Genomic DNA, 26,123 nt, shown 5'->3' on the forward strand with positions numbered 1-26,123 from the left:
CGTCCGATGTGCGGACCCTCGCAATCCGCGCGTTTGACGGGATCGTGGCGATCAACGGTGTTCCGATGGTGTTCGCGATCAGTGGTGTGGCCGCGCTGGCCAGATCTGCAGGCGGTACTGCTCGTCCGGCTCGTGGTAGGCGATGACCCGGACTCCGTAGGACCCGGCACCGCCCGGTAGTGGCGTTCCGGCCTGGACCGTCGAGTCGTGTGACTCGTCGATGCACCACTGCCCGGTGCTCAGGTCGATCTCGCCTTCCACCGCGTAGTCGAACGGCGGTTCCTCGCCGGTGAGCAGCGGCCGGCGCGACCAGATCTCGACCGTGGCGCGCACAGCACCCGGGTCGGCCGTCGTGTGCACGGCGACCGCCGATCCGGAGAAACCGACGTCGTCGGCGTCGGCCAGCTGGCCTGCCGCCTGCATGTCGGCGAGGTATCCATCGGCCCGCGCATGCAGCCAGAAGGTGCGGAACGAAGGCGAGACCACCGTGTCGACGGCGGACAGTCGAACGGCCATGCCGACCATTCTCCCAGCCGTCAGCCCCTCGGGGCCGGTGCGCTGTGACCGAACTTTCGGAGGTGTCGGCCGGGTTCGGGAAGGCGCTGTACTGGGTTCGCATGATCAAGTGGGCTGCGGTGCGGTGGTCCGGATGAGGGTCGGCGGTCCATTGGGCAACGGCCCTGACCCCTCGACGTCGGCTGTTTCTCTCCGGGCGCCGGCGAGCTGCGTGCCGAGTTGAGACGACGCGTCCCGTAGCCACAGGTGGACGCTGCGGATCATGTGCGGTGTGGAGGCGACGTCGGTGACAGGCGCGCCATGGCGAGCAGTGCGACGACCGCGGCGAGCAGGATGCCGGCGACCGGTGAGCGCTGGACGCCCAGGGCCAGCCCGGACCACGCTCCGACGAGGGTGCCCGCGGCGGCGGCGGAGTGGCTCCAACCCACCATTTGAGCCAGGCCGTGGCCTCGGTACTGGACTTGGCGTGCGGTGGCCTGGACGACGGAGGAGGCCATGACGGTGGCGCCGAAGCAGGCGGTGAGCAGCAGCATCCACGCGAAGCGCACGGTGCTTCCCGCGCTGGTGGTCAGCGCGACGGCGAGGATCGCCCCGAGGGCCGCGATGCGGGCGGTGAGGAGAAGGCGGGCGCCGGTCGTGAAGTTCGTCGTGGCGGGGCGGGCGAGGTAGGGGCCGGCGGTGGCGCCGATACCGGTGGCGACGAGCAGAGCGGCCAGCGCTCGGCCGGGATGCGGCATCGCGTGGGCGACCCATTGCGCGAGATAGCCGGTGACGACGGTGGTCGAGCAGGCCAGCAGCCCGGAGACCACGGGGCTGCCCGGCCCGGCGGCTCTGGCGATCTCGCCCCAGGACGCGGTCGCATGAGCCGGCTCGTCCGGCTCGGGGCTCGGTGCGGACTCGTACGGCGCGCCGGCAATCGTCGAAAGACTTCGTACCGAGCGGCGACGCAGCAGGAGTCCGGCGAGTGAGGCGCACAGGTTGATGGCGAGGGCCGCCGGCAATGCCGCGGTCGCGAGCAGGCTGCCCAGCGGCTTGGCCACCAGCGATCCGGTGAAGCCGATCATCGCGTAGATCGCGATGTTGAAACGCAGTGCTTCGCCACGGCTGATCCGGGCGATCTCGCCGGTGAACAGCTCTTCGGCGACGTCCACGACCAGTGGGATCGCCGAGGCGACGAGCACGTAGGCGATGAACACGATCGCCGGGTGGATCGATGTCGTGTAAATCAGCGCCAGAGCGAGGATGCAGGCCAGCGCGTCGAACGCCTCGCAGGCGACCAGCACGCGCCCGGGATCCTTGTCGCGCAGCAGCCGGGCGACGGCCGGGCTGCTCATGTCCTCGATGGTCTCGACGCTCTGGATCACCGGCAGCCAGACGATCGAGAGCGCCCCCGCGGCCACGGCGCCGGGAATCACGCCGGCGACGACGAAGGACCCGGACAGCGAGGCCAACAGGCCCGCGGCCATGTAGCGCCGCACCCGGCGAAACCCGCGGAGCGTTTCCGGCCGAAGACTGCTATCCGGTGTGGCCACGGTAGGAAACCCTAGTGAGTGGACCGGGGTCATGTGCCCCGGCCAGCGCCAGGACCAGCACCCTCGACGGCGACGTGTATGTAGGGCATCGCGGCCGCCGACGACGTCTCAGTCGAGCGCCATGATCCGGATGTCGTTCATTGCGCCGGCCATCATGTGCAGCCGTTGGGCCGACACGTGGCGACGTAGCAGGGGAAACTCATCACTCTCCTGGTCGGCGGCGTGGGCGAGCAAGCCGTCGGACAGGGTCGCGAAGGTGGCGTCGAAGTCGGCGTGCTCGACGCCGAGCCGGAGGATCTCGGTGAGCGAGCGGTCGAGCTGCTCGGACTTCAGCTGAATTCCGAGGGCAATGGCGTTGCCGTCCGCGCCGCTGTTGCGAACGGCCGGATGAGCAACGGCGCGTTCCCCGAGCTGGTGCCGGTAGAAGGTTTGCCCCAGGGCGGCGAGCTCCTGCCTCCTGCGGCCGGGCCCGGCCTTGCGCACGTCGATGCACAGCTGCCGGATCTGTTCGTGCTCGTGGCGCAGTACGTCGACGACGTCGGGTGAGATGACGATCTGAAATTTTTCCATGGCAGCCTGACGTTCGCGCAGCGGCGCCGAGGTCCAGGGCGATGACACCGATGACAGTACGCGCGCAGCATCGTCCCGGCGCACGCGACGTGCCACATGACCGGTGGGGAGTCTTGAGAAGTCGCCCACCGGCGTAAGGTCGATGGCGACGGGATCGTTCCGTACACCCGGGCATGCTGTCCGAGACCCCGACAGCCGGCAGCGGCGTCGCCCGACTGGACCCGCGTTTGCCCCGCAACGCGCATGGGGAACTCCGCGCCCCGGCGCGGGCGATATCGATACGGGATCACCCTCATCACACCAGCCGAGGGGAAGTTGTCGTGAGCACCGAAGCCACAAGGCGATACAAGGTCACCGACTGGGACGAGACCCGTTTCGACGCGCTGGACGAGGTGCGGCAGCTGAGCAGGACCCGTATCACGAACACGTTCGAGGGCGACATCGAAGGCCAGGGCGTCGCCGACTACGTGATCACCTACAACGGCGGCACGAACGCGAACTTCGTCGGCCTGCAGCAGGTCGTGGGCCGCCTCGCCGGCCGTACGGGTTCCTTCGTCCTGCAGACCTCCGGCACCTTCGCCGTCGGTGTGACGCGAGCCGAATGGTTCGTGGTGCCGGAGTCGGCCACCGGGGAACTGGCCGGCCTGAGCGGCAGGGGCGGCTTCTCGGCGCCGGAGGGGACCACCTGCGATGTGGAGCTGGTCTTCGACCTGAACTGACCTCGCGGGCTCCCGGCCGATCAGCCGGTCTGTCCACCGCGATGGCGGTCGCGGAACGCGGCGATCTTGGCGCGATTGCCGCAGTTGGCCATGTCGCACCAGCGTCGCGAGCAGTTCCGCGAACCGTCGATGAAGACCCATCGGCAGTCGTCCCCGCGGCACGCCTTGACCCGTGGCCAGCTGGGCCGGGCGGTGGCCCGCAGCAGAGCGGCGGCGGCTGCGGCGCAGATGTCGCGCGCAAGGTCGCCGGCCGGGTCGGCGCGCAAGGTCGGGGCGCCGCGCAGGTCGAGGCGCAGGGGCAGCGCCTCAAGGTCGGCGAAGTCGGCCGGTGCGGGCTCGATGCCGTTGTTGCGCAGGGCCAGGCCGCGGATGAGGCTGCGCATCGTCCGCAGCGCCGCGACGTTCTGACTCGACGGATCGGTGGCCCCGGGCACGCCGAGCCCGCTCCACCAGGCCTTCATGGTGCCGGCGTCGGTGAATTCGTCCTGCTCGCCGTGTGCAGTGTTGGCCACCGCGATCAGCAATTCCTCGTCGCCGAGGCCCGGCCGGGCGGGCGCCTGTGTCATGTAACCACCGTAGCCGGTTTATCGGTTGACGGCCTCCGTAACCGGTGTAACCGTTTAGATGGTTACACCGAGGAGGCGACGATGATCGGATCACGACTACGCCACGGCGATCGGGCCCTGCTCCTGTCGGCCGCGATCTACGGCGTGAGCACCACCGTCTCGGTCGTCGCGCTGCGCACGGTCCGCCCGGTCGACCTGCTGGCGGTGGAGATCTCCGGTGCGGCCGGCCTGCTGCTGGTCACCGCGGCGGCGCAGCGGCAGCTTCGCCGTCGTGGCGCGCTCCGGCAGATGCTTGTCGGTTGCCTGGTGCCGGGTCTGGCGTTTCTCCTCGGCGACCTGGGTCTGGCTCGCACCAGCGCGTCGAGCGCCAGCCTGCTGCTGGCCGCCGATCCGCTGCTGTCGGTGCTGCTGGCCGTCGTCGTGCTGCGGGAACGGCTGACCGGCCGGGCCGCGGCGGCGGTGGCCGTCGGGCTCGTCGGCGCGGCGCTGGTCGCCGCGCAGCCCGGCGACTCCGCCGGCGTGGACACCGTGCTCGGCAATGTGCTGGTCCTGCTCGCGGTGGCGGCCTCCGCGCTGTACCTCGTCGCCACTCGCCGCTTCAACGGCGACGATGACGGGCTCAACGCGAGTGCCTGGCAGGCCGTCGGCGGTGCGCTGAGCGTGGTGCCGTTCGTCGTCTACTCGTGGTCGGCCGGAGGCAGCAGGCTCGGCGCGGCCGGGTTCGCGGGCTGGCCGGCCTGCCTGGCGGTGCTCGGGTGCGGGGCGCTCGGCAGCGTCCTGTTCAACCGGGGCATCGGTTCGGTGCCGGCGGCCCGGGCCGCGCAACTGGGCAACCTGACTCCCGTGATCGGCACGCTGTCGGCGATCGTCTTTCTCGGTGACCGTCCCTCGTTACTGCAGGTGGTCGGCGGTGTCGCTGTCCTCGGTGGCATCGGTTTGCTGTTACGCGGCCCCGCCGGCCCGGACCGACCCGCCCTGCCCGCAACTGCACTCGCCGAGGAGCAACGATGAACAACCGCACGCCACTGTTCTGCGACACCGGCCTGGCCGCCCGCATCGAGCGAGCCGAAACGCAGCTCATCACCTCGTGGAACGAGATCGCCCGGGACCGGCTCGGTGACTCGCCGGGCTTCGCGATTGCCGTGGCCGGCGGGGTGGCCAGCTTCGCCGAGCCCGACTCGCCGATCAACAAGGTCGCCGGCCTCGGCTTCGCGGGCGTGCCTGCGGCGGCCGATCTCGAGAAGATCGAGTATGCGTACGCCGAGCGCGGCGCACCGGTCCAGGCGGAAGTCGCCGGCCTTGCCGACCCGGCGCTGCTGGAGCTGCTGGCCGAGCGCGGCTACCGGCTCACGTCGTTCGAGAACGTCCTGGGCCGGGCCCTCGGCGGCGCCGTCGAACCGGTCGTGGCACCGGGCATCGAGGTTCGTCCGTGCGGCGACGACGAGTTCGAGGCCTGGCTGCAGGTCGTGGTCGAGGCCACGCTGCACCCGGACACCCAGGGCGTGCCGTGGGCCGAGGAGTTCCCGCGGGCGATCCTCGAGAACGCCGAGCGGGACACGGTCGGCCTGATGTCGCGGTATCTGGCCACGGTGGACGGGGTGCCGGCCGGCGGGGGCAGCATGCGCATCGCCGACGGCATCGCCCAGCTCACCGGGGCCGCGACGGCACCGGCGTTCCGGCGCCGCGGCATCCAGAGCGCACTGCTGGCCGCCCGGCTCGCCGAAGCCACCGCGGCCGGCTGCGACGTCGCGGTCATCACCGTCCAGCCCGGCTCCCGATCCCAGCAGAACGCCCAGCGTCGCGGCTTCGACCTGCTCTACAGCCGAGCCGTGCTCACCCGGACCGCGTGACCGGCCGGGCCGCGAGCAGGCGAAGGCTCGCCTGCGACAGCGATCCCGGCTCGGCGGTGTAGGTGACCAGGGTCTGATCGGGATCGCCGGGCGCTCGCAGCGCCTCCTGCGCCAGGACCATGGGGCCGGCGAGGGGATGCCGGACCTCGTAGGCGGCGTGGCTCTTGTCGCCGACCGGATGTTCCGCCCACAGCTGCCGGAACAGCGGGCTGTGCCGGGACAGTTCGCCGACGAGTTCGGCGAGCAGCGGATCCTCCGGATGCCGGCCGGCGTCGAGGTGCAGGAACGCCACGACGTCGCGGGCCTTGCGGTGCCGGTCGGTGAACAGGGCGCCGACCTGCCCGTCGAGAAGGATCAGGCGAGCGAAGTTGCGCCGGGCCGGTGGCAGCGCCGGGAAGTCCGCGATGAGGGCGGCGCCGAGCGGGTTCCAGGCCAGCACGTCGGTGCGCCGGCCGACGACGAACGCGGGGACATCGGTCATGGCGTCCAGCAGTTGACGCAGCTGGGGGCGGACCTGTTGCGGCCGGACCGGTTCGCGGCGGGACCGTTCGGGGCGGGCGAGGTCGCGAAGATGAGCCCGCTCGTCGCCGCCGAGGCGCAGAGCGTTGGCGACGGCGTCGAGAACGGAATCGGAGACACGGGTGCCGCGGCCCTGTTCGAGCCGGACGTAGTAGTCGACGCTGACGCCGGCCAGCTGGGCGAGCTCCTCGCGGCGCAGCCCGGGCACCCGGCGCCGGGTGAGCATCGGTCGCAGACCCACATCCTCGGGACGCAGCCGGGCCCGTCGAGAACGCAGGAACTCACCCAGGGTGGTGTGCCGTTCCATCGGACCAGTATCGCTCCGCTCGGGCGGGTGAGCCTGGTTCTGTCAGACCCAGGTTGGCGCCGCCCAGGGGCGACCGGTGCTCTGGGTGGCCTCCGCGGAAGGGCGGAATCTGACGGGGAACAGAACCTCATCGAGTACGGGACGGAGAACAACCATGGTGACGACAACCGGGGTGACGGCGCTGGTCACCGGCGCCAACCGCGGCATCGGCCGGGCGATTGCCGAGACGCTTCTCGCCCGGGGAGCGCGGAAGGTGTACGCGACCGCCCGCCGTCCGGAGACGTTGACCGATCTGGCCGCCGACCCCCGGGTGGTGCCGTTGCGACTGGACCTGGTCGACGGCGGCGACATCGCGGCCGCGGCGGCCACCGCCGGCGACGTCACGCTGCTGGTGAACAACGGGGGCTCGCTGGAGTTCGCCGACCTGCTCAGCGGTGATCTCAGCGCGATCCGTTCGGATTTGGACACCAACTATTTCGGTACGCTCGCTGTCACGCGGGCGTTCGTGCCGGTGCTGCGGCGCAACGGCGGTGGGGCCATCGTCAACCTGCTCTCCCTGGTGGCGCTGGGTGCGGTGCGGGGCATGGGTGGTTACAGCGTGTCCAAGGCGGCCGCGGCGTCGATGACCCAGGCGATCCGAGCGCAGGTGTCCGAGTTGGGCATCTCCGTGCACGGGGTGTTCCCCGGCGCGGTCGACACCGACATGATCCGGGCGTTCGACATGCCCAAGACCGGCCCGCAGGAGGTTGCCGGCGCGATCCTCGACGGGGTCGAGGCCGGCGACGAGGACATCTTCCCGGACGCCATGTCCCGCGCCGGCCGTCAGACGTGGCGCGCCGACCCGAAGGCTCTGGAGCGGCAGATGGCGTCGATCTGACCGGCCGGACGGATCGCCCGGCAAGTGATCACCGCGAACGGCCAGGGGGTGACGTAACGCTGCCGACACACTCGGCAACTCAAGGTTTACCGCGGAGAAACCGCTGTCGATGCTGCCCACCGGAATCTGTCAACTGACAGGAATTGGGGGCGGCGAGGTCAGGCCGCCTGTACATAGGAGGCGGCCATGTCCGTAACCTCTGCTCCGCCCGACACCGACAGCGCGGATCTGCGCGGCTTCGGCTACGAACCGCAACTGCGCCGCAGCATCGGCAGCTACGCCAGTTTCGCGGCCGGGTTCTCGTTCGTCTCGATCCTCACGACCGTCTTCCAGCTGTTCGCGTTCGGCTTCTCGTTCGGCGGGCCGGCGTTCTTCTGGACCTGGCCGCTGGTGTTCGCCGGGCAGTTCATGGTGGCGCTCACCTTCGCCGAACTGGCCGCCCGCTACCCGATCTCGGGCTGCATCTACCAGTGGTCGCGCCGGCTGGCCAACGCGACGGTCGGCTGGTTCGCCGGCTGGGTGATGATCATCGCGCAGATCGCCACGGTCGCCGCCGCGGCGATCGCGCTGCAGGTGGTGCTGCCGTCCATCTGGTCGGGATTCCAGCTGGTCGGCGGTGACCCCGCACTCACCTCGACCACCGGGGCGACCAACGCGGTGATCCTGGGTTCGATCCTGATCGCCATCACGACGATCATCAACATCAGCGGTGTACGCCTGATGTCGATCGTCAACAGCACCGGCGTGACCCTGGAGATCATCGGCGTCGCGGCCGTGGTCGTGCTGCTGCTCACGCACGCCGAGCGCGGTCCGGGCGTCGTCTTCGACACCGGCGGGACCGGCTCGGGTCTCGGCTACGTCGGGCCTTTCCTGGTGTCGGCGCTGATGGCCGCGTACGTCGTCGTCGGTTTTGATTCTGCTGGTGAACTGAGCGAGGAGACCCGCGACCCGCGGCACACCGCACCCCGGACGATCCTGCGGGCCCTGGCCGCGGCCGGGATCGGCGGCGGCCTGATGCTGATCGCCGCGCTGATGGCCGCGCCCAGCCTGACCGACGGCCGCCTGGCCACCGAGGGCCTGCCGTATGTGCTGACCAGCCGGCTCGGTGAGACCGGCGGGCGGATCCTGCTGGTCGACGTCGCGATCGCGATCGCCGTGTGCACCCTGGCGATCCAGACCGCGGGCAGCCGCATGGTGTTCTCGATGGCCCGCGACAACGTGCTGCCGTTCTCCGGCGCGCTGCAGAAGGTGTCGCCGCGCACCGGCACGCCGATCCTGCCGTCAATCGTCGTGGGTGTCGGCGCGGCCGCCGTGCTGCTGGTCAACATCGGTCAGCCGGCCCTGTTCACGGCCATCACCAGCGTCTGCATCGTCATGCTCTACATCGCCTACGCCCTGGTCACCGTCCCGCTGCTGGTCCGCCGGCTGAAGGGCTGGCCCTCGAAGGAGCAAGCGGCGACCACCGAGCGCGGCGGCAAGCTGTTCTCCCTGGGCAAATTCGGCCTGGTCGTCAACGTCCTGGCCGTCGTCTACGGCATCGGGATGATCTTCAACCTGGGCTGGCCGCGTCCCGAGGTGTACGACCCGGCCGGCGCGCACTGGTACCTGCACTACTTCTCGCTGCTGTTCGTCGGCGGCGCGCTGGTCGCCGGTGCCCTGGCCTACCTGCGCTACCGCACGAAGGCGATGTCGCTGCACCTGAGCCTGCCGGTGCCGGCCGTCGCCGAGGAGGTCGCGTGAGCACGGCGACCACCACGGGTGCCCGTGAGCACGCCCGCGCCCAGGGCGGAACGATCGTCGAGCACATGCCGACCGTTCCCGCCTCACCCGGACTCACCTGGGAAGAGACCATTCCCGGGGGCGGCTATGCGAGCAAGCGCCTGGCCCGCGGCACGACGTTGAGAATCACCGATGTGTACGGCGATGCCTGCGTCTCGGTCCTGTTGTTCAACGCCGACGAGCCGTGGGAGCGCCTCAACGTCGCCGACACCGTGAAGGTGCTCTGGCAGGCCTACGTCGGGGCGGGCCACCTGCTGCTGTCCGACCAGGGCCGCGTCCTCGCGTCGGTGACCGCCGGAGCCCAGGACCGCTCGGACACCTTCTGCGGCACGTCCACGCTGCTCGCCAACACCGAACGCTACGGCGACGGCACCCCGCACGGGCCCACCCCGGCCGGCCGGGAACTGTTCACCCTGGCCGCCGCCAAGCACGGCCTGACCCGCCGTGACCTGCCTCCCAGCATCTCCTTCTTCCAAGGGGTACGGGTCGGCGACGACGGCGGGTTCACCTGGCTCGGCTCGGCCGGCCCGGGCGCCGTCGTCGAACTGCGCGCCGAGATGCCGGTGACCGTGCTCCTCGCGAACGTGCCGCACCCGCTCGACCCGCGAGAGCAGTACACCTGCTCCGCGGCCCGCATCGAGGCCCGGCTCGGCGAGCCGGCCACGGACTGGACACGCTCACCGGAGGGCGAGCGCGCCTTCCTCAACACCGCCGACTACCTGAACGCCCGGGGGATCGCGTGACGACCGCCATCGACCGGACCGTCCTGCTCGACCAGACCGTCGCCGCCCGGGCGCCGTGGTCCGCGGTCGTCCGGGCCGGGCAGACGCTGACCATCGTCGACCTGCAGGGCAACCAGGCCGTGGACTGCCTGCTCTACAACGCCGACGACACGTCCGAGCGCTACTCGGCGCCGGACACCATCGCCGCCCAGCGCAACATCTTCCTGACCACCGGCAGCGTGCTGCGCTCCGGTGAGGGCCGCCCGCTGATGACCGTCGTCGCCGACCAGGTCGGCCGGCACGACACGGTCGGCGGGGCATGCAGCCGCGAGTCGAACAGCCTGCGCTACGGGCACCACACCAAGCACCAGCACGCCTGCGTCGAGAACTTCCTGATCGAGGGCAGCCGCTGGGGCCTTGGCAAACGCGACCTGGTCTCCAACATCAACTGGTACATGAACGTGCCCGTCGACCCGGACGGCAGCCTCGGCATCGTCGACGGCATCTCCGCCCCGGGCCTGTCGCTGACCCTGCGCGCCGAGATGAACGTGCTGGTCCTGGTCTCGAACTGCCCGCAGATCAACAACCCGTGCAACGGCTTCGACCCCACCCCGGTCCGCATGATCATCACCGGCTGACCCCGCGCGAGCCCGCCGCCGCTCCCGGCGCTCGACCTCGACCCGCTCCACGGAAGGCCGTTCTCATGTTCGACACCCTGCTCGTCGCCAACCGCGGCGAGATCGCCTGCCGGATCATCCGCACCGCCGCGCGGATGGGACTCAAGACGGTGGCCGTCTTCTCCGACGCCGACCGGGCCGCGCCGCACGTGCGGATGGCCGACGTCGCCGTGCGGCTCGGGCCGGCCCCGGCCCGGGAGAGTTACCTGCTGATCGACCGGGTGCTCGACGCCGCGCTGTCCACCGGCGCCGGCGCCGTGCACCCCGGATACGGCTTCCTGTCCGAGGACGCCGGGTTCGCCGGCGCCATCGAGGCCGCCGGGCTCGCGTTCGTCGGGCCCACCCCCGACCAGCTGACCGCGTTCGGGGCCAAGCACACCGCCCGGGACCTGGCCCGCCGGGCCGGGGTGCCGATGATCGAGGGCACCGGGCTGCTGTCCGGGATCGATCAGGGGCTGGCCGAGGCCGAGCGGATCGGTTACCCGGTCATGCTCAAGGCCACCGGTGGCGGCGGCGGCATCGGCATGCAGGCCTGCCACAACCCCGAAGAACTCATTGAGGCGTACGACCGGGTCGAGCGCCTGGCCGTGGCCAGCTTCGGCAGCGGCGGGGTCTTCCTGGAGCGCTTCGTGCAGCGGGCCCGCCACGTCGAGGTGCAGGTGTTCGGGGACGGTCACGGGCAGGTCGTGGCGCTCGGCGACCGCGACTGCAGCCTGCAGCGACGCAACCAGAAGGTGATCGAGGAAGCGCCCGCGCCCGGACTGCCCGACGCCGTGCGGGCGCGACTGCACGAGTCGGCCGCCGCGCTGTGCGCCTCGGTCAACTATCGCTCGGCCGGCACCGTCGAGTTCGTCTACGACGCCGAACGCGAAGAGGCGTCGTTCCTGGAGGTGAACGCGCGGCTGCAGGTCGAGCATCCGGTGACCGAGGAGATCTTCGGGATCGACCTGGTCGAGTGGATGCTGCGGCTCGCGCGGGGCGACTCCGGATTCCTGGACGAGCCGCGGCGGGCGGCGGGCGCGGCCGTCGAGGCCCGCGTCTACGCCGAGGATCCGACGCAGGGGCACCGGCCCAGCGCCGGGCTGATCACCCAGGCCGTATTCCCCGATGGCGTACGGGTCGACGGCTGGGTCAGCGCCGGCACCGAGGTGTCCACGGCCTACGACCCGATGCTGGCCAAGGTGATCGTCACCGCGGAGACGCGCGCCGACGCGTACGCCACATTGGGTTCGGTCTTGAAAAGAACCCGGATCGACGGGATCGAGACGAACCTCGGTCTGCTGCGGGCGGCGGCGGCGAATCCGCAGGTCCTGGCCGCGACGCACTCGACCGCGACCCTGGCCGGGGTTCACGACGCGGAACCGCGGATCGTCGTCGAGCGCGGTGGGACGCTGACCACCGTGCAGGACTGGCCCGGCCGCACCGGGCTGTGGGAGGTCGGCGTGCCGCCGTCCGGGCCGATGGACGACCTGTCGTTCCGGCTCGGCAACCGCGCGCTCGGCAACCCGGAAGGCGCACCCGGCCTGGAGTGCACGGTCGACGGGCCGGCGCTGCGGTTCAGCGCGGCGACCACGATCTGCGTGACCGGGGCGCCGGCGCCGGTGACCGTCGACGGGGTGCGCGTGCCGCGCTGGGAACCGGTTGTCGTGCCGGCCGGTGCGGTCCTCGACGTGGGCCGGGTCAGCGAGTCCGGGCTGCGCATCTACGTGCTGTTCGCCGGCGGGCTCGACGTGCCGGAGTATCTCGGGAGCGCGGCGACGTTCACGCTCGGACAGTTCGGCGGGCACGGCGGCCGGGCGCTGCGGATCGGCGACGTGCTGCGGACCGGAACCGATCAGGACACGACCGCGGCCGGCCCGGTGCCGGTCGCCGACCGGCCGGCCATCCGGCGCGACTGGCGGATCCGGGTGACCGAGGGGCCGCACGCGGCGCCCGAGTTCTTCACCCGCGACGACATCGACGAGTTCTACGCGGCGTCCTGGGAGGTGCACTTCAACTCGGCGCGCACCGGGGTACGCCTGGTCGGGCCGAAACCGCGGTGGGCGCGGACCGACGGCGGCGAGGCCGGACTGCACCCGTCGAACATCCACGACACGCCGTACTCGGTCGGGGCGATCGACTTCACCGGGGACGTGCCGATCCTGCTCGGACCCGACGGCCCCAGCCTGGGCGGGTTCGTCTGCCCGGCCACGGTGATCACCGCCGAGCGGTGGAAACTCGGGCAGCTGAGCCCGGGGGACACCGTCACGTTCGTACCCGTCAATGATCTTGATTTCACGCCGTTGATCACGCCGCAGGACGACGGGATCCTGTTCCGCGACGGTGAGGCGACCTACCGGCGCTCCGGGGATGACAATCTGCTGGTCGAGTACGGGCCGATGACCCTCGACCTCGGGTTGCGGATGCGCGGGCACGCGCTGATGGACCGGCTGCGGGCCGAGGGACTCGACGGGGTCGTGGACCTGACACCCGGGATCCGGTCGCTGCAGATCCATGTGGACCCGGCCGTGCTGCCGGTGCGCAAACTCCTGGACGTCGTGAAGTCCATCGAGCTGCCGGCGACCGCGGACCTGGAAGTGCCCAGCCGCACCGTGCACCTGCCGCTGAGCTGGGACGATCCGGCGACCCGGGAGGCGATCGCCCGGTACATGGCCGGGGTGCGCGACGACGCGCCCTGGTGCCCGTGGAACATCGAGTTCATCCGGCGGGTCAACGGCCTGGACAGCGTGCAGGAGGTGTTCCGGACCGTTTTCGACGCCAGCTATCTCGTGCTCGGCCTCGGCGACGTCTACCTCGGGGCACCCGTCGCGACCCCGCTCGACCCGCGGCACCGGCTGGTCACCACCAAGTACAACCCGGCCCGGACGTGGACGCCGGAGAACGCGGTCGGGATCGGCGGCGCCTACCTGTGCATCTACGGCATGGAAGGGCCCGGCGGGTACCAGTTCGTGGGGCGCACCGTGCAGGTGTGGAACCGGTGGGCGCGGCAGGGAACGCCCTGGCTGCTGCGGCACTTCGACCAGATCCGGTGGTATCCGGTCGGGGCCGAGGAACTGCTGGATCTGCGGGCCGACGTGGCGGCGGGGCGGCATCGGTTCCGGATCGAGGACGGGACGTTCAAACTGGCCGAATACCAGACGTTCCTGGACGACAACGCCGATTCGATCGCCGACTTCCGGGCCAAGCAGGCGGCCGCCTTCGGAGACGAGCGAGCGGCGTGGGCCGCGGCGGGCGAGTTCGATCCCCGGCCGGAACCGGTGGCGCCGGCCGCGCTCGGTGCGGTCGACGTGCCGGACGGCGGGACGCTCGTGGAAGCGCCGTTCGTGTCCAGCGTGTGGCGGGTCGACGTGCGGCCCGGCGACAGCGTCGTGGCCGGGCAGCCGCTGCTCGCGCTGGAGGCGATGAAGCTGGAGACCGTGGTCGCCGCACCCTGCGACGGGCTCGTCGCCGACATCCTGGTCACGCCCGGCGCGCAGGTCGCGCCCGGAAACCCCCTCGTCGTACTCGTCGGAAAGGATGCCTGAATGACGCCGCAGGAACGGGTTCGGGCCGCGTTCGAGCAGCTCGCGCTCCAGGAACGGCCAGAAGCGTGGATCTCGTTGCGGTCCCTGGACGAGGTGCTCGCGGACGCGGACGTGGTCGCGGAGCGAGTCGCGGCGGGGGAGTCGCTGCCGCTGGCCGGGAAGCTGCTCGCGGTCAAGGACAACGTCGATGTGGCCGGGCTGCCGACCACGGCCGCGTGCCCCTCGTTCGCGTACTCGCCGGCGGTCAGCGCGACAGCCGTCCAGCGGCTGGTGGACGCCGGGGCGATCGTGCTCGGCAAGACCAATCTGGATCAGTTCGCCACCGGGTTGGTGGGGACCCGCAGCCCGTACGGGGCGGTGCGTGACGTGCGGGACCCGGCGCGGGTCTCCGGCGGGTCGAGTTCCGGATCGGCCGTGGTGGTGGCGCTCGGCATCGCCGATCTTGCGATCGGGACGGACACGGCCGGGTCGGGGCGGGTGCCGGCCGCGTTTCAGCAGATCGTCGGGGTCAAGGCGACCCTCGGCGTGGTGCCGGTCGACGGGGTCGTGCCGGCCTGCCGGAGCTTCGACTGCGTGACGATCTTTGCCCGGACACTCGACGAAGGACGCCAGGCGATCGCGATCATGAGCGATCCGGTGTTTCCGCCGTCCGCGCCTCTCGCCGCGCCGCCCCGGCCGGTCGTGGCGGTGCCGGCCGAGCTGGTCGGGATGTCACCGGCGTATGCCGAAGCCTTCGAACGCGCGGTGAAAACGCTGGAAGCGGCCGGGGCGCGGCTGCGGACCATCCGGCTCGAACCATTCCTGGCGGCGGCGAAACTGCTGTATGAAGGCGGATTCGTCGCGGAACGGTACGCGGCGGTCGGCGCGTTCATCGACCAAGGGCCGGCCGGGGTGGATCCGACCGTCGGGGCGATCATCGGGCGGGCCCGCGACATTCCGGCGCACGAGCTGGTGGCCGATACCGAACGGCTGGAAGCACTTCGGCGCGAAGCCATGACGGAATGGGGGGACGCGGACGCGCTGCTGCTGCCGACCGCGCCTTTGCACCCGACGATCGCCGAGGTCGAGGCCGATCCGATCGGGGTGAACGCGCTGCTCGGGACGTACACGAACTTCTGCAATCTGTTCGGGCTGGCCGCGGTGGCGGTACCCGCGCCCGGGATCGGGGTGCAGGTTGTCACCCGCGGGTTCGCCGATGAAGTGGCCGCCGACATTGCCGGGATGATCGTGGGGGAGGGGCTGACCTCGTACGCGCAAAGGGGTTTGCCCTTGCTCGTCGTCGGTGCCCATTTGAGTGGGCAACCGCTCAACCCTCAACTGACCTCGGTCGGAGCGCGCCTTCGCGGGGCGGTCACCACCGCGGCGTCCTATCGGTTGCACGCTCTGCCGTCCGGAAAACCGGGATTGGTTCGGGTTTCATCCGGGGGTACGGCGATAGCCGGCGAAGTGTGGGAATTGCCGCCCGCCGCCGTCGGGCCATTCCTGGCAGCGCTGCCGTCGCCCATGGCGCTCGGGAAAGTGGTACTCGCGGACGGAAGCTCGGTGACCGGATTCCTGTGCGAGCAGGCCGATCTTGACAGCGCACCCGACATCACCGGCCATGGTGGCTGGCTTGCCTACCTGGAGTCGCGATGAACAACGTCACGCTGCACGCACCGCGCTATGTCCTCGGCGATCTGCTGCTGACTCGGCTCCGGGCCCGGGACGTGGCCCTGGTCCTCGGTGGGGCGGGGCTGATCGGGCTGTCGGCGCAGATCGCGATCCCGGTTCCCGGCAGTCCGGTTCCGGTGACCGGGCAGACACTGGCGGTTCTGCTCGTCGCCGCGGCGTGCGGGCCGTGGCGGGGGCCGCTCGCCTGCCTGACCTATGTGCTGGCCGGGATCGCGGGAGTTCCGTGGTTCGCCCACGGCGCGTCGGGGCTGGTCGGGGCCACGTTCGGCTACCTTGTGGGTATGACGATCGCGTCCGCGGTGGTGGGTGAACTGGCGCGTCGCGGCGCCGATCGCACGCCCTGGCGGGTCATCCCGACGATGCTGCTGGCGACGGTGATCGTCTACGCCGTCGGGGTGCCGTGGCTCGCGGTTTCGCTGCACCTCGGCGTCGGGGCGGCGCTGAGTGCCGGGCTGGTTCCGTTCCTGCTCGGTGACGCCTTGAAGGTGCTGATCGCGGCTGGGCTGCTGCCCGCGGCCTGGCGGATAACCGGGTCGCCGTCGCGGTAAAGCCTGGCGGACAATCGGCTCGCCGTTGCGGTAACGGCCCGGCGGATAACCGGCTCGCCGTCGCGGTGACGGCCTGGCACGATGGTCGGCGATGACGATCAATACCCTCACCTGGGCGGACGTTGATCCCGACCGGCATCCGTTCGATCCGCGCACGGTGCTCGACGTGGTGCGGGCGGTGGCTCCGTCGGATGGTGTGCCACCGCCGTATCGGTACGTTCCCCGTCAATTGTTTGATGCCGCCGCGGAGGACGCGCGCTGGAAGTGGCAGGGCGAGATGACGGACGGGCTCGTCGAACACTACGGTTCGTGGGCCGACGGCTGGACCGCGCAGATGGCCGGACGCACGGCGGACGGTGCGCTGGTGTCGCGGTGGAGCGGGGCCCGCGACTCGATCACAACACCGGAGGAAACGCTCGACGCGGTGGCCGGGGCGCTGCTGGATTGGCGGACGTTCCTGGAAGACCTGGCCGAGATCTTCGCACGGCACCTGCCGTTGCCCACCGACGCCCGCGAGGTCGTCGCCGCCTGGGAGGCCACCGTCGCCTCCCTGGTGGCGGCGGTGGCGGCTCGGTCCGGAGCGGACGAGCACTGGTTTCCCATGTGCGCGCTCACGCTGAAGTGGTTCCTTGCCGTGGCCGAGGTGCCGGGGGAGAACCGGGACGCGCTCGTGGACGATGCGATCGGCGGGCGGTTCTTCAGTTACGTGTCCCCGCTGGGTTCCGAGGTGGCGGACACCGCGGAATCGCTGGCGGCGATGCTCACCGGGATCACGCCGGCGCCGGACGACGCGTGGCCCGACATCTGGCCGCAGGACTGGCCGAGCCGGCGCAGCACCGAGATACCGACCGCCGAGCGGGCGCCGCGGATCTGGCCGCCGGCGGCTCCCGACGCGCTTACGGCCTGGCGGCGGATCCGGCAGGAAGCCCGGTGGGAGGACGCCGTCGAGGACGTCACCGGGCCGGTGCGTACCACCCGGGACGGTGTCGCCGAACATTTCGCGACGCGCAAACACGGTGCCGGGCGTGTCCTTGCGGCGCTGGAACTGGTGCGTGAGGACGCTGTCGACGGTGCGGCGCTCACATTCGAGCGCCTGGAGCGGTGGCAACGAGAAGTGCTCGGCGTGACGGCCGCGCTGTTTCGCACCACGACCGCCTGGGCTCGGGCCGGGCAGGAACGATACGGGTACCGCGACGAACTGCCCGACGCTTTCTCGGCGTGCCTGGCCGACGCCGACGATCCGGCCGTGCCGGTGCCGGCCCGGGCCGCGCGGGTGTTCCTCGACGTGCTGCACTTCCATCCGTTCAGCGACGGGAACGCGCGGTCGGCGGCGCTGGCGCTCTACTTCGTGCTCGCCCGCGAAGAGGTGGTACTCGATCGGGCCGCGGCGCTGCTGATGACCCGGTGGCCGGCCTCCGACACCCATGGGGCGGAAGGGCTCGCCCGGCTTGTCGCCGTGCTCATCAAACAGACTGCGGCGCGCTCGGCTCGTCGCTGATATTGCCGTCGCGGGGGCGGGTGACATCGCTGTACGGTCTGCGGGTGGACAGCACGTGGCTGCGGGCCGACCGGGTCGACGTCCGGCAGACCGAGGACGAGCACACGCTGATCCTCGGCGGCGCGGGCGTCCACGTCATGCTGATCCGGCTGCGGTACGACGGCTGGGTGGACGAGGTGATCAACGGCGCCGGTTCGGTGGCCAGAGGCCCGGGCGCCTGGACCCTCATCGGACGCGAGTTGAGCCTTGAGATGGACTCGCGGGCGGTCGCGGAGCTCGGCTTCCCCCGCGACTGCCGGGTGTATCTGGACGTGGACGACGACGGGATCCGGCTGGTCCGGGCCGCGCTCCTGGAGATCCTGGACTGCGCCTGCTTCGTGGTCGACACCGCCGAGGGCCGCGTCACCAGCTGAAGACGTACGGGAACCCGGTTGCGCCGGCTCGCCCGCCCAAGGCCCGGTGTGCTTCCAGCAGACGGACGCCGGCTCCCGCCTCGGCGACCGTGATCGTCCTGCTGGTGGACGGCGTCACCGGACGGCCGCCCCGAGCTCGGCCGCCGCCGATCGGCGACGCCAGTAGTGCACGGTGCAGACCCACACCAGCGGGCCCCACAGCAGGAGCGGGGAGTACGCGGCCCAGAACAGCACCATCTGAGCGCCGTCGAAGTGCATGACGCCGGGAGTACCGTTCAACTTCTGGCCCTCGGCCAGCATGAAAAGGGCGTACGGCCACAGGATCGTGCAGATGGTGGCACCGGCCGCCGCCGGGACCACCGCGGCGAGCACCGGAATCGGGCGTCCGCCGAGCCGGGGCACCCAGCGGGGCACGACCTCACCCCAGACCGCCACCAGGCCGACCGTCAGATACGCGAGCAGCTCACTGACCACTGTCAGCACCACGACGTACAACGGGCCGTCCCAGACCACCGGGCCACGTCCCTCGGCCGACGGTGCCTGGTCGATCAGATGGGCACCGGCCACGACGAGGGCGAGACGCCAGATGCCCGAGGGAAGGACGGTGAAAGGCGCCGCGTACGCGCACCAGATCACCCATCGGGGAACACCCTCGGCGACCCGGCCGTGCAACGTAACCACGCTGCTGTCCTCCTCGCGCTGACCGATACTCGGACGGTCTCGAACCCATCGGAAGCATCGATGACGGGCGCTGTGAAGGTGCTGAGCCGAGACCCGGGTCCGTCCTCAGGGGAGGCCGAGGACGGCTGCCGCTGCCAGGAAACGGAAGAACGGGTCGTCGGGCTCAGGTCAGCCACAGGGCATCGCTGCGAGGATCGAGGTATGGCAATCAGTTCCCGGCCGAGGAGGATGACCAGCCGCTCTGGCCGACCCATGGCCGGCGCGTGCGGGCGGCGCCGCTCGCCGGTCTCAGGCTGGTGGAATCGCCGATGGCCTACCTGATCCGGCGGATGATTCCCGGCGAGTGGCGTGAGCTTCGTGCGATCAGGCTTGAGGCGGTGCGTGACACCCCCACGGCCTTCAGCTCGTCGTATGCCGATGTGGCGGGCCGCACCGACGTCTTCTGGCGGGAACGGGCGACTGCGGAGGCGACCTCCGGCAATGGTGCGACCTTCGTCGCCTGCGATGAAAACAACGACTGGGTGGGATCGGCGAGCGTCGAACCCCTGGTGGAGGTGCCTGACCATGCGCACATTCATGCCGTCTATGTTCGTGCCGGACATCGTGGGCCAACCGGTCTTGGCGCCCGTCTTGTCGAGGCGGCGATCCTTTTTGCGGAACAGCACATCGACGTCTCGCGGTTGACGCTCGGGGTCCATGAGAGCAACGGGCGGGCGTTGGCGTTCTACCGGCGGATCGGATTCCGGATGACGGAGAAGGTGATCCCATACCTACCCAACCCGGTCGAACGGTGCCACATCATGGAGTACAGCAACTTCAGGCAACGTCATTAGATTCATAGGCGTATCACGCGCGACGCTTGGTAAGCAGCGCATCCGTTTCAGGCCTCAATGCTGATAGCCACCCAGCAGTAGGGGCGGTCTTCCGTATACCTTCCGGCTGGGCCTGACAGGGAATTCGGCGGCGATCTGGTGTGCCGGCGGATTGAACGAGCGACCTGCAGGAGGCCTCGCTCGCCGTGCGCGCCACGAACAAGGTGGTGAGCTGCAGCACTGCGACCCGCTCAACGTTTCCGCCGGGCCTGGCTGCGCTGGATGATCACCGTTACCCTTGTCGCGCCCGGCTGTAGACCCGGACGTGTAATGCAGTCGAGGAAAGCCTTCCGTCCCGATCCGCGATTGCCGGAGCATCGGGTCAGAATTACGTGGAGCGAAAGTTGGCACCGAAATATAAATGTGCGATGGCAGCGATCGTTGTTGCGGTCGTCGCGGTCGCTGCGGCGATTGTCATAACGGTGTGGAACCGCGAGAAGTCTCAGTCTGGTGACGAGTTGGACACGGAAGGCATGCGGCCGTATGGCTGGTCGGGATCAAAATCGGTAGGTACGCGATTCACCGACGGGCTCATCCATCTGAAGCTTTCGCCCAATAATGCGGAGTCCATTAAGGTTATCTCGGTTACGCCGATAATGGACAACGATACAACCCTTCGGGTCGTGGGAGTGCTGGCCAGGGTTGTGCCGGATATGCTCCCCGCAGATCATGAGGTGGGATGGTTTCAGCAGGATAAAGGGTTCCCGCCGGCGGACCATGATAATTCTGGTGGTATCGACCCTCGTGGCCTGCTGGTTCAGAACACTGCACGCCGCGACGATTTTTCAGTCGAATTCCAGATTGGGTACGATGTCGTCGGCAACGGCAAGACGAGCAGAAGCGGTGTTGAAGTCGTCTACCAATACCAAGGGAAGACGAAACGCTTCGTCATCCCGAGCCACTTGTCGATCTGCGCGCCCGCAACGGTGAAGTGCTCACCGGAGGACGAGTAGTCCAGCAACAGATCCCAGGCGGCTGTCGTGACCTGCGCGCGGTGGCCGCACTAGGCTGGGCCGATGGATGGCGTGCCGCTCGTCGTGGAAACGGACCCGGTTTATCCCGACTGCGCCACCGTTCTGGTCGACGGGACGATCGCGGGCAGGCCGTACCGGTTCGTCCTCGACACCGGCGCGGCCCGCACCCACCTCACCGCCGATGACGAGCTGGCGCGGCTGGCGCAGCGCGGCAGCCAACAATCATCCGCACTTGTCGGCACGCGTCACGAGAACCTGCTGCTCCTGCCCGAACTGACCATCGGACCGCGAACCTGGACCGACCTGGAGATCAGCAGCGTCGAGGCCGACCACCCGGGCCAGCGCAACCTGCTCGGCATGGACGCGATCGGTGCCAGCGCCGGCCGGTTCGACCTGGCCCGCGGCAGCTGGCAACCGGTGCCGACCGGCACGCTGCCGACCCGGTGGCCACTTGCCCGCGGCAGCCGCGGTCACAGCTACGTCGACGTCGCATGGCCCGGCGTCACGGCACGCGCCCTCTGGGACACCGGAGCCGACATCACGGTCGTCGACAGCGGCTTCTACGCCCGCAACCCCGAGCTGTTCCGCTTCGCCGGCAACTCGACCGGCACCGACGGCACCGGCGCCGTTCTCGAGGGGCCGACGTACTGGCTCGACGAGGTCAGAATCGGCGACCGCACCTTCGCACCGCACCGGGCCTTCGTCGCCGACCTGCCGCAGGACGTCGGCCACATGGATCTGGTCCTCGGCTACCCGGCGATCCGCCAGGCCGTCTGGGTGTTCGACTTCCCGGCCCGGCGATGGGCCATCGAATAAGCACTCCACCAGCCAATTTTCAAACCACAGACCTTCGCGTACGGGCGTCCGCCCGCCCGATTCCGACGGTCATCACCCGGTTTTGGCGTGCCACGAAGGTCGCCGACCGCGGGATAGCGGCTGTCGCCCACCTGGTTCGGGTCCGGTATCGGCCAATGATGACGTGGGTCGTGCGGGCGCCGGTCGGATCCGGCGTGAGCGCATGCAACCTGGGGCGGCATGATGCAGGTCTTGAGGGGTGTGAAAGCAGACGGAGAGCGTGACACCGAGTTCGCCGCGTTCGTCGGGGAGCGGCGGGGGCGGATGCTGCACACCGCGCGGTTGCTGACCGCCGGCGACGCCTATCTCGCCGAGGATCTTGTGCAGACGGCGCTGACCAAGCTGTACGTGTCGTGGGCCGCTTTCCGGCGGGCGGGCAGCTCCGACGCGTACGTGCGAAGGGCTTTGTTCAATGCCCTCCTCGATGAGAAGCGTCGGGTGTGGCGGCGCTTCGAGAGGCCGTTCGCCGAGGTGCCGGATCGGGCCGGGGACGTCGGGGACGACGGCGACCCGGAGCTGGCGCGGGCGCTCGGGGAGCTGCCGCCACGGATGCGGGCGGCGGTCGTCTTCCGGTTCGTCCATGACATGGACGTCGTGGACACCGCGAAGGCGATGGGCTGTTCGGTGGGCAACGTCAAGAGTCAGACCGCGCGGGCGCTGGAGAAGCTGCGCGCGTCGCTGGACACCTTTCAAGAGCTGGGAGTGAACTGATCATGGATCTGCAGACCAGGTTGCAGCACTTCGGGGGGCCGATCGAGGCCGTCTCGGCGGACACGATCGCCGAGGACGTGGCGCGGGGACGGCGGGCCGTGCGGCGGCGCCGGACGATTCTGACGACGGCCGTGTCCGCGTTCGGGGCGGTCGCGATCGTCGCCACGATCTCGCTGACCGGGGCGGTGACCGGAGCGCCCTCGGCGCCCCCGGTGGCCGGGAGCACGAACGCGGGGCGAGGCCTCACGCTCGTCGACTACGTGGGGGAGCAGCCCCGGTACTTCACGGTCGACAAAGTGCCCGAGGGCTATTTCATCCAGAACGACGACGAGGGCGGCCTGACCATCGCCCCCGACGCGGTCAAGAATCCGCCCGCCGGCATCGACCCGTCCAGGGCGCCGATGTACGACCCGCGTGACCTCGGCGGGAAGATCGGCATCTACCTGGAGCCGAAGTGGTACCGGGAGGGCAACGACGACGGCGAGAAGGTCACGGTCGGCGGGCATCCGGCGGTCATCCACGGCATCGGGCCCACCCAGCAGCTGATGATCCTGGTGTCGCCCAAGGTGTACGCGACCGTGCAGGCCGACGTGCCGCTGAGCCGCGAGCAGCTGCTCGAACTCGGTGCCGGGCTGCACGTGCACCAGGAGGCGATCGACCGGATGGCCGCGGCGACCGGCAACACCGGTAAGTGAGCCCGCCGGCCCCGAAGTCGGAAACTGCCGACACCGGAAAGTGAATTGAACGATCGCCGGGCACCGTCGTGTCATCTGATGGAGGCAGGATCAGTGACGGGAGGTGGCCATGGCGACGCTGGTGTCGGTGAACGTGGGCATGCCGAAAGAGGTGGCGTGGCACGGCCGGAGCGTGCGCACCGGCATCTGGAAGACGCCGGTGCCCGGCCCGACCATGGCCCGCCGCCTCAACCTCGACGGCGACGGGCAGGGTGACCTGGGCGGGCACGGCGGCGAGCAGCGGGCCGTGCTCGTCTACCAGGTCGACTCCCTGGCCTACTGGCGTGACCAGCTCAAACGCGACGACTACGAGTTCGGTCAGTTCGGCGAGAACTTCACCGTCGACGGGCTGCCCGACGACGAGGTGTGCGTCGGCGACCGGTACCGGATCGGGGAGGCCGAGTTCGAGGTCACCCAGCCGCGGGTCACCTGCTACCGGCTCGGCCTGCGGATGGACGCGCCGACCCTGCCGTCGCTGCTGGTCTCGCACCGGCGGCCCGGCTTCTACCTGCGGGTGATCACCGAGGGCCGGGTCGCGGCGGGCGACGAGATCACGCTGGTCGCGAAGGGCCGGCACGCGATGACCGTGGCCGAGATCGACGCCCTGCTCTACCTGCCCGGCCGTGACACCGAACGGCTGCGGCTGGCCGCCGACATCCCGGCGCTGAGCCCCGGCTGGCAGCAGTCGTTCCGTGAGCTGCTGGCCGGTGGGGACGCGCCGCCGGTCGGCACGGAACCGGGCTGGGCCGGCTTCCGGCCGCTGCGCGTGACCGATCTTGTTCAGGAGAGCGAGCAGATCCTGTCGATCCGGCTGGCCGCACCGGACGGGAGCGCACTGCCGCGGGCCGAGGCCGGCCGGTATCTGACGCTGAGGGTGCCGGGCGACCCGGCGCCGGTGCGCAGCTACTCGCTGTCGTCGGGGCCGGGCGAACCGGCGTACCGGATCAGTGTCAAACGCGACGGGCGGGTCAGCTCCTGGCTGCACGCGCAACTGCGGGTCGGCGCGACCATCGAGGTGGCGGCCCCGCGCGGCGAGTTCGTGCTCGACCAGGGCACCGAGCCGGTGCTGCTGATCTCGGCCGGGGTCGGCGTCACCCCGATGCTGGCCATGCTCAAGGAGTTGGCGGCCGAGCACAGTGAACGCGAGATCTGGTGGCTGCACACCGCCCGCGACGCGTCCCGGCTGGCGTTCGCCGACGAGGCGGCCGCGCTGCTGGCGTCCCTGCCGCACGCCCACTCGCGCATCTTCCTGACCGCTTCCGGTCATCGCCTGACCGCTGCCGCGATCGCCGATCTGGGCCTGCCCGCCGCGGCCTCGGCCTACATCTGCGGCCCGGAGAAATTCATGGACGATGTGGGTACGGCGTTAGCCGCGCTCGACCCGAGTCGCATCCACACCGAACGGTTCGGCGAACGGTCGGCCATCAACCCGGGCGTGACCACGCCCCTCGGCGCCTCGCCGCACCAGCCGCCCGGCCCGCCCGGCACCGGCCCGCTGGTCACGTTCGCCCGGGCCGGCCTGTCCGTGCCCTGGCCGGACGAGCAGTCGTCGCTGCTCACCCTGGCCGAGGCGTGCGACGTCCCGACCCGCTGGGCGTGCCGGACCGGGGTGTGCCACACGTGCGTGACCCCGGTCCTCGGTGGCTCGGTGACCTACGACCCGCAGCCGTTGGAGATGCCGTCGGCGGGCGAGGCGCTGCTGTGCTGCGCCCGGCCCGCCGACGACGTGGTGCTCGACCTCTGATCGCCCAGCCGGTCAGAGGTTGGTCTGGGCTTCCAGGAAATCGGGGTAGCGGCCGCCCTGGATCTCGATGGTGTCGGACAGGTCGGTCAGCCGTTGCCGGTCGTCGCTGGTGAGTTCGATGTCGAGGGCGCCGACCATCGCGGTGATCTCGTCGACCATGGCCAGGTTGTGGGCGAGCGCGCCGGCCGAGAAGCGTGGGATCTGCGCGCGCAGGTCGTTGCCGGCCGCGAGGGTGGTGGATCGGCTCGCGCCGAGCGCGGGCCGCGACGACCGGGGTGGTGGGTCAGCGGGTGGTCTCGCCCGTTCGGGTCGGGTTCGGCTGTTCGCCGGGGGCGGTCCAGCTGGCCAGCAGGTTCAGTGCCTGTTCGGACGGGGAGCCGGGCTCGGTGCTGTATGCGGTCAGGGTCAGGCCGGGGTCGGCGGGCAGCGGCATCGAGTCGAAGGTGACGTCGATGCGGCCGACGATCGGGTGCTGGAAGTGTTTGTGGCCGTGCTGGTGCAGGGTGACGTTGTGCGAGGCCCATTCGGTGCGGAAGACGTCGCTGCGGGTGGCGAGCTCGCCGACCAGGTCGGTCAGGTCCCGGTCGTGAGGGTCGCGGCCGGCCGCGGCGCGCAGCACGGCGACGGTGGCGCGGGCGACCTGCGCCCAGTCCGGGTAGAAGGTCTGGGACGCCGGGTCGAGGAAGCAGAACCGGGCCATGTTCGCCGGCCGGGTGGGATCCTCGAACACCGGTGCGTAGAGCGCCCGGCCGAGGGTGTTGATCGCCAGCACGTCGAGGCGCCCGTTGCGGACGAACGCCGGGGTGCTCATCGCGTCGATGACCCTTCGCACGCTGTCGTGCAACGCCGGTGGGGTCCGCCGGGTGCGGTTGGCGCGCTGGGGTTTCGCGGCGCGGGCCAGGTTGAACAGGTGCAGGCGTTCGGCGTCGTCGAGGTGCAGGGCGCGGGCGACGGCGTCGAGGACGTCGTCGGAGACGCCGTCGATGTGGCCCTTCTCCAGGCGGACGTACCAGTCGGTGGACACCCCGGCGAGGACGGCGACCTCTTCGCGGCGCAGCCCGGGAACCCGGCGCAGGCCGGTGCCGGCGGGCAGACCGACCTGCTCCGGCGTGATCTTGGCGCGCCGTGAGGCGAGGAACTCGCGGATCTCGGCTCGGTTGTCCATACGATCGACGCTACGTCACGGTCCGTGCCGGTGAGGGGTTGAGTTTCCACCCCCGAACGCTCGCCCTGCCGCGTCCGCCCGCAACCGGGTTCTCTGTAC

26 protein-coding genes are annotated in these 26,123 nt (G+C 70.4%); 18 read left to right on the forward strand and 8 right to left on the reverse strand.

What is annotated here, in order from left to right:
* Positions 1-78: 78 nt before the first annotated feature.
* From ACSHV8_RS12720 to ACSHV8_RS12730, 3 genes are all read right to left on the reverse strand, one after another.
* Positions 79-516, reverse strand: coding sequence for a hypothetical protein (locus tag ACSHV8_RS12720; RefSeq protein WP_436532605.1), 438 nt, complete (start codon positions 514-516; stop codon positions 79-81).
* Between the two features lie 260 nt (positions 517-776).
* Entirely contained in the window at positions 777-1,994 is a 1,218-nt protein-coding gene (locus tag ACSHV8_RS12725) for an MFS transporter (protein ID WP_436532607.1), read from the reverse strand.
* A 162-nt stretch (positions 1,995-2,156) separates the two neighbouring features.
* Entirely contained in the window at positions 2,157-2,747 is a 591-nt protein-coding gene (locus tag ACSHV8_RS12730) for a hemerythrin domain-containing protein (RefSeq protein WP_436532609.1), read from the reverse strand.
* Positions 2,748-2,938: 191 nt separating this feature from the next.
* Between ACSHV8_RS12730 and ACSHV8_RS12735 the strand changes: the two genes are divergently transcribed.
* The gene (locus ACSHV8_RS12735) at positions 2,939-3,337 is read left to right on the forward strand and encodes a DUF3224 domain-containing protein (protein WP_436532610.1); all 399 of its coding nucleotides are present in this window, start codon (positions 2,939-2,941) and stop codon (positions 3,335-3,337) included.
* 20 nt (positions 3,338-3,357) lie between these two features.
* Here the strand turns inward: ACSHV8_RS12735 and ACSHV8_RS12740 are convergent, their stop codons facing one another.
* A complete protein-coding gene (locus ACSHV8_RS12740) occupies positions 3,358-3,903 on the reverse strand; it encodes a CGNR zinc finger domain-containing protein (RefSeq protein WP_436532612.1) in 546 nt (181 codons plus the stop codon).
* An 81-nt stretch (positions 3,904-3,984) separates the two neighbouring features.
* Between ACSHV8_RS12740 and ACSHV8_RS12745 the strand changes: the two genes are divergently transcribed.
* Positions 3,985-4,914 carry a DMT family transporter gene (locus ACSHV8_RS12745; RefSeq protein WP_436532614.1) on the forward strand — a complete coding sequence of 310 codons (930 nt, stop codon included), beginning with the start codon at positions 3,985-3,987 and terminating at the stop codon, positions 4,912-4,914.
* The gene (locus ACSHV8_RS12750) at positions 4,911-5,753 is read left to right on the forward strand and encodes a GNAT family N-acetyltransferase (protein ID WP_436532615.1); all 843 of its coding nucleotides are present in this window, start codon (positions 4,911-4,913) and stop codon (positions 5,751-5,753) included. Before ACSHV8_RS12745 ends, ACSHV8_RS12750 begins: the two co-directional genes overlap by 4 nt.
* Here the strand turns inward: ACSHV8_RS12750 and ACSHV8_RS12755 are convergent.
* Entirely contained in the window at positions 5,737-6,579 is an 843-nt protein-coding gene (locus ACSHV8_RS12755) for a helix-turn-helix transcriptional regulator (protein WP_436532616.1), read from the reverse strand. The genes ACSHV8_RS12750 and ACSHV8_RS12755 overlap by 17 nt on opposite strands.
* 154 nt (positions 6,580-6,733) lie before the next feature.
* Here ACSHV8_RS12755 and ACSHV8_RS12760 point away from each other — a divergent pair, with 154 nt between their 5' ends.
* The 9 genes from ACSHV8_RS12760 (at position 6,734) to ACSHV8_RS12800 (ending at position 18,288) form a co-directional block, all read left to right on the forward strand.
* Complete coding sequence (locus ACSHV8_RS12760; protein ID WP_436532618.1) at positions 6,734-7,456, forward strand: SDR family oxidoreductase; 723 nt, start codon at positions 6,734-6,736, stop codon at positions 7,454-7,456.
* A gap of 186 nt (positions 7,457-7,642) precedes the next feature.
* Positions 7,643-9,196, forward strand: a complete 1,554-nt coding sequence (locus tag ACSHV8_RS12765; RefSeq protein ID WP_436532619.1) for an amino acid permease — start codon at positions 7,643-7,645, stop codon at positions 9,194-9,196.
* Positions 9,193-9,978: an urea amidolyase associated protein UAAP1 gene (locus ACSHV8_RS12770; protein WP_436532621.1), complete on the forward strand. Its 786-nt coding sequence runs from the start codon at positions 9,193-9,195 to the stop codon at positions 9,976-9,978. The genes ACSHV8_RS12765 and ACSHV8_RS12770 overlap by 4 nt, the downstream gene beginning before the upstream one ends.
* On the forward strand, positions 9,975-10,595 hold the full coding sequence (locus ACSHV8_RS12775) for an urea amidolyase associated protein UAAP2 (protein ID WP_436532623.1): 621 nt from the start codon (positions 9,975-9,977) through the stop codon (positions 10,593-10,595). The genes ACSHV8_RS12770 and ACSHV8_RS12775 overlap by 4 nt, the downstream gene beginning before the upstream one ends.
* 65 nt (positions 10,596-10,660) lie before the next feature.
* Positions 10,661-14,158 carry a 5-oxoprolinase/urea amidolyase family protein gene (locus tag ACSHV8_RS12780; protein WP_436532625.1) on the forward strand — a complete coding sequence of 1,166 codons (3,498 nt, stop codon included), beginning with the start codon at positions 10,661-10,663 and terminating at the stop codon, positions 14,156-14,158.
* Positions 14,159-15,793, forward strand: coding sequence for an allophanate hydrolase (gene atzF, locus ACSHV8_RS12785; RefSeq protein WP_436532627.1), 1,635 nt, complete (start codon positions 14,159-14,161; stop codon positions 15,791-15,793). It abuts the gene before it with no gap.
* Positions 15,790-16,377, forward strand: a complete 588-nt coding sequence (locus ACSHV8_RS12790; RefSeq protein ID WP_436532629.1) for a biotin transporter BioY — start codon at positions 15,790-15,792, stop codon at positions 16,375-16,377. Before atzF ends, ACSHV8_RS12790 begins: the two co-directional genes overlap by 4 nt.
* A gap of 91 nt (positions 16,378-16,468) precedes the next feature.
* On the forward strand, positions 16,469-17,875 hold the full coding sequence (locus ACSHV8_RS12795) for a Fic family protein (protein WP_436532631.1): 1,407 nt from the start codon (positions 16,469-16,471) through the stop codon (positions 17,873-17,875).
* A 44-nt stretch (positions 17,876-17,919) separates the two neighbouring features.
* Positions 17,920-18,288: a hypothetical protein gene (locus tag ACSHV8_RS12800; RefSeq protein WP_436532633.1), complete on the forward strand. Its 369-nt coding sequence runs from the start codon at positions 17,920-17,922 to the stop codon at positions 18,286-18,288.
* Positions 18,289-18,402: 114 nt separating this feature from the next.
* Here the strand turns inward: ACSHV8_RS12800 and ACSHV8_RS12805 are convergent, their stop codons facing one another.
* Positions 18,403-18,969 carry a hypothetical protein gene (locus ACSHV8_RS12805; RefSeq protein WP_436532634.1) on the reverse strand — a complete coding sequence of 189 codons (567 nt, stop codon included), beginning with the start codon at positions 18,967-18,969 and terminating at the stop codon, positions 18,403-18,405.
* A 308-nt stretch (positions 18,970-19,277) separates the two neighbouring features.
* Here ACSHV8_RS12805 and ACSHV8_RS12810 point away from each other — a divergent pair, with 308 nt between their 5' ends.
* The 6 genes from ACSHV8_RS12810 (at position 19,278) to ACSHV8_RS12835 (ending at position 24,859) form a co-directional block, all read left to right on the forward strand.
* On the forward strand, positions 19,278-19,802 hold the full coding sequence (locus tag ACSHV8_RS12810) for an N-acetyltransferase family protein (protein WP_436532636.1): 525 nt from the start codon (positions 19,278-19,280) through the stop codon (positions 19,800-19,802).
* Between the two features lie 407 nt (positions 19,803-20,209).
* Positions 20,210-20,794 carry a hypothetical protein gene (locus tag ACSHV8_RS12815; protein ID WP_436532638.1) on the forward strand — a complete coding sequence of 195 codons (585 nt, stop codon included), beginning with the start codon at positions 20,210-20,212 and terminating at the stop codon, positions 20,792-20,794.
* A gap of 63 nt (positions 20,795-20,857) precedes the next feature.
* A complete protein-coding gene (locus ACSHV8_RS12820) occupies positions 20,858-21,631 on the forward strand; it encodes an aspartyl protease family protein (RefSeq protein WP_436532640.1) in 774 nt (257 codons plus the stop codon).
* A gap of 240 nt (positions 21,632-21,871) precedes the next feature.
* Positions 21,872-22,381: a SigE family RNA polymerase sigma factor gene (locus tag ACSHV8_RS12825; protein ID WP_436532642.1), complete on the forward strand. Its 510-nt coding sequence runs from the start codon at positions 21,872-21,874 to the stop codon at positions 22,379-22,381.
* A gap of 2 nt (positions 22,382-22,383) precedes the next feature.
* Positions 22,384-23,076, forward strand: coding sequence for a hypothetical protein (locus ACSHV8_RS12830; protein WP_436532644.1), 693 nt, complete (start codon positions 22,384-22,386; stop codon positions 23,074-23,076).
* Positions 23,077-23,185: 109 nt separating this feature from the next.
* On the forward strand, positions 23,186-24,859 hold the full coding sequence (locus tag ACSHV8_RS12835) for an MOSC domain-containing protein (protein WP_436532646.1): 1,674 nt from the start codon (positions 23,186-23,188) through the stop codon (positions 24,857-24,859).
* 12 nt (positions 24,860-24,871) lie between these two features.
* Here the strand turns inward: ACSHV8_RS12835 and ACSHV8_RS12840 are convergent, their stop codons facing one another.
* Entirely contained in the window at positions 24,872-25,018 is a 147-nt protein-coding gene (locus ACSHV8_RS12840; protein ID WP_436532647.1) for a hypothetical protein, read from the reverse strand.
* 124 nt (positions 25,019-25,142) lie between these two features.
* The gene (locus ACSHV8_RS12845) at positions 25,143-26,024 is read right to left on the reverse strand and encodes a helix-turn-helix transcriptional regulator (RefSeq protein WP_436532649.1); all 882 of its coding nucleotides are present in this window, start codon (positions 26,022-26,024) and stop codon (positions 25,143-25,145) included.
* Between the last annotated feature and the right edge of the window lie 99 nt (positions 26,025-26,123).

Origin of the sequence: Actinoplanes sp. HUAS TT8 (assembly GCF_051380535.1) — a bacterium.
In the GTDB taxonomy this organism is placed as follows: Bacteria; Actinomycetota; Actinomycetes; order Mycobacteriales; family Micromonosporaceae; genus Actinoplanes.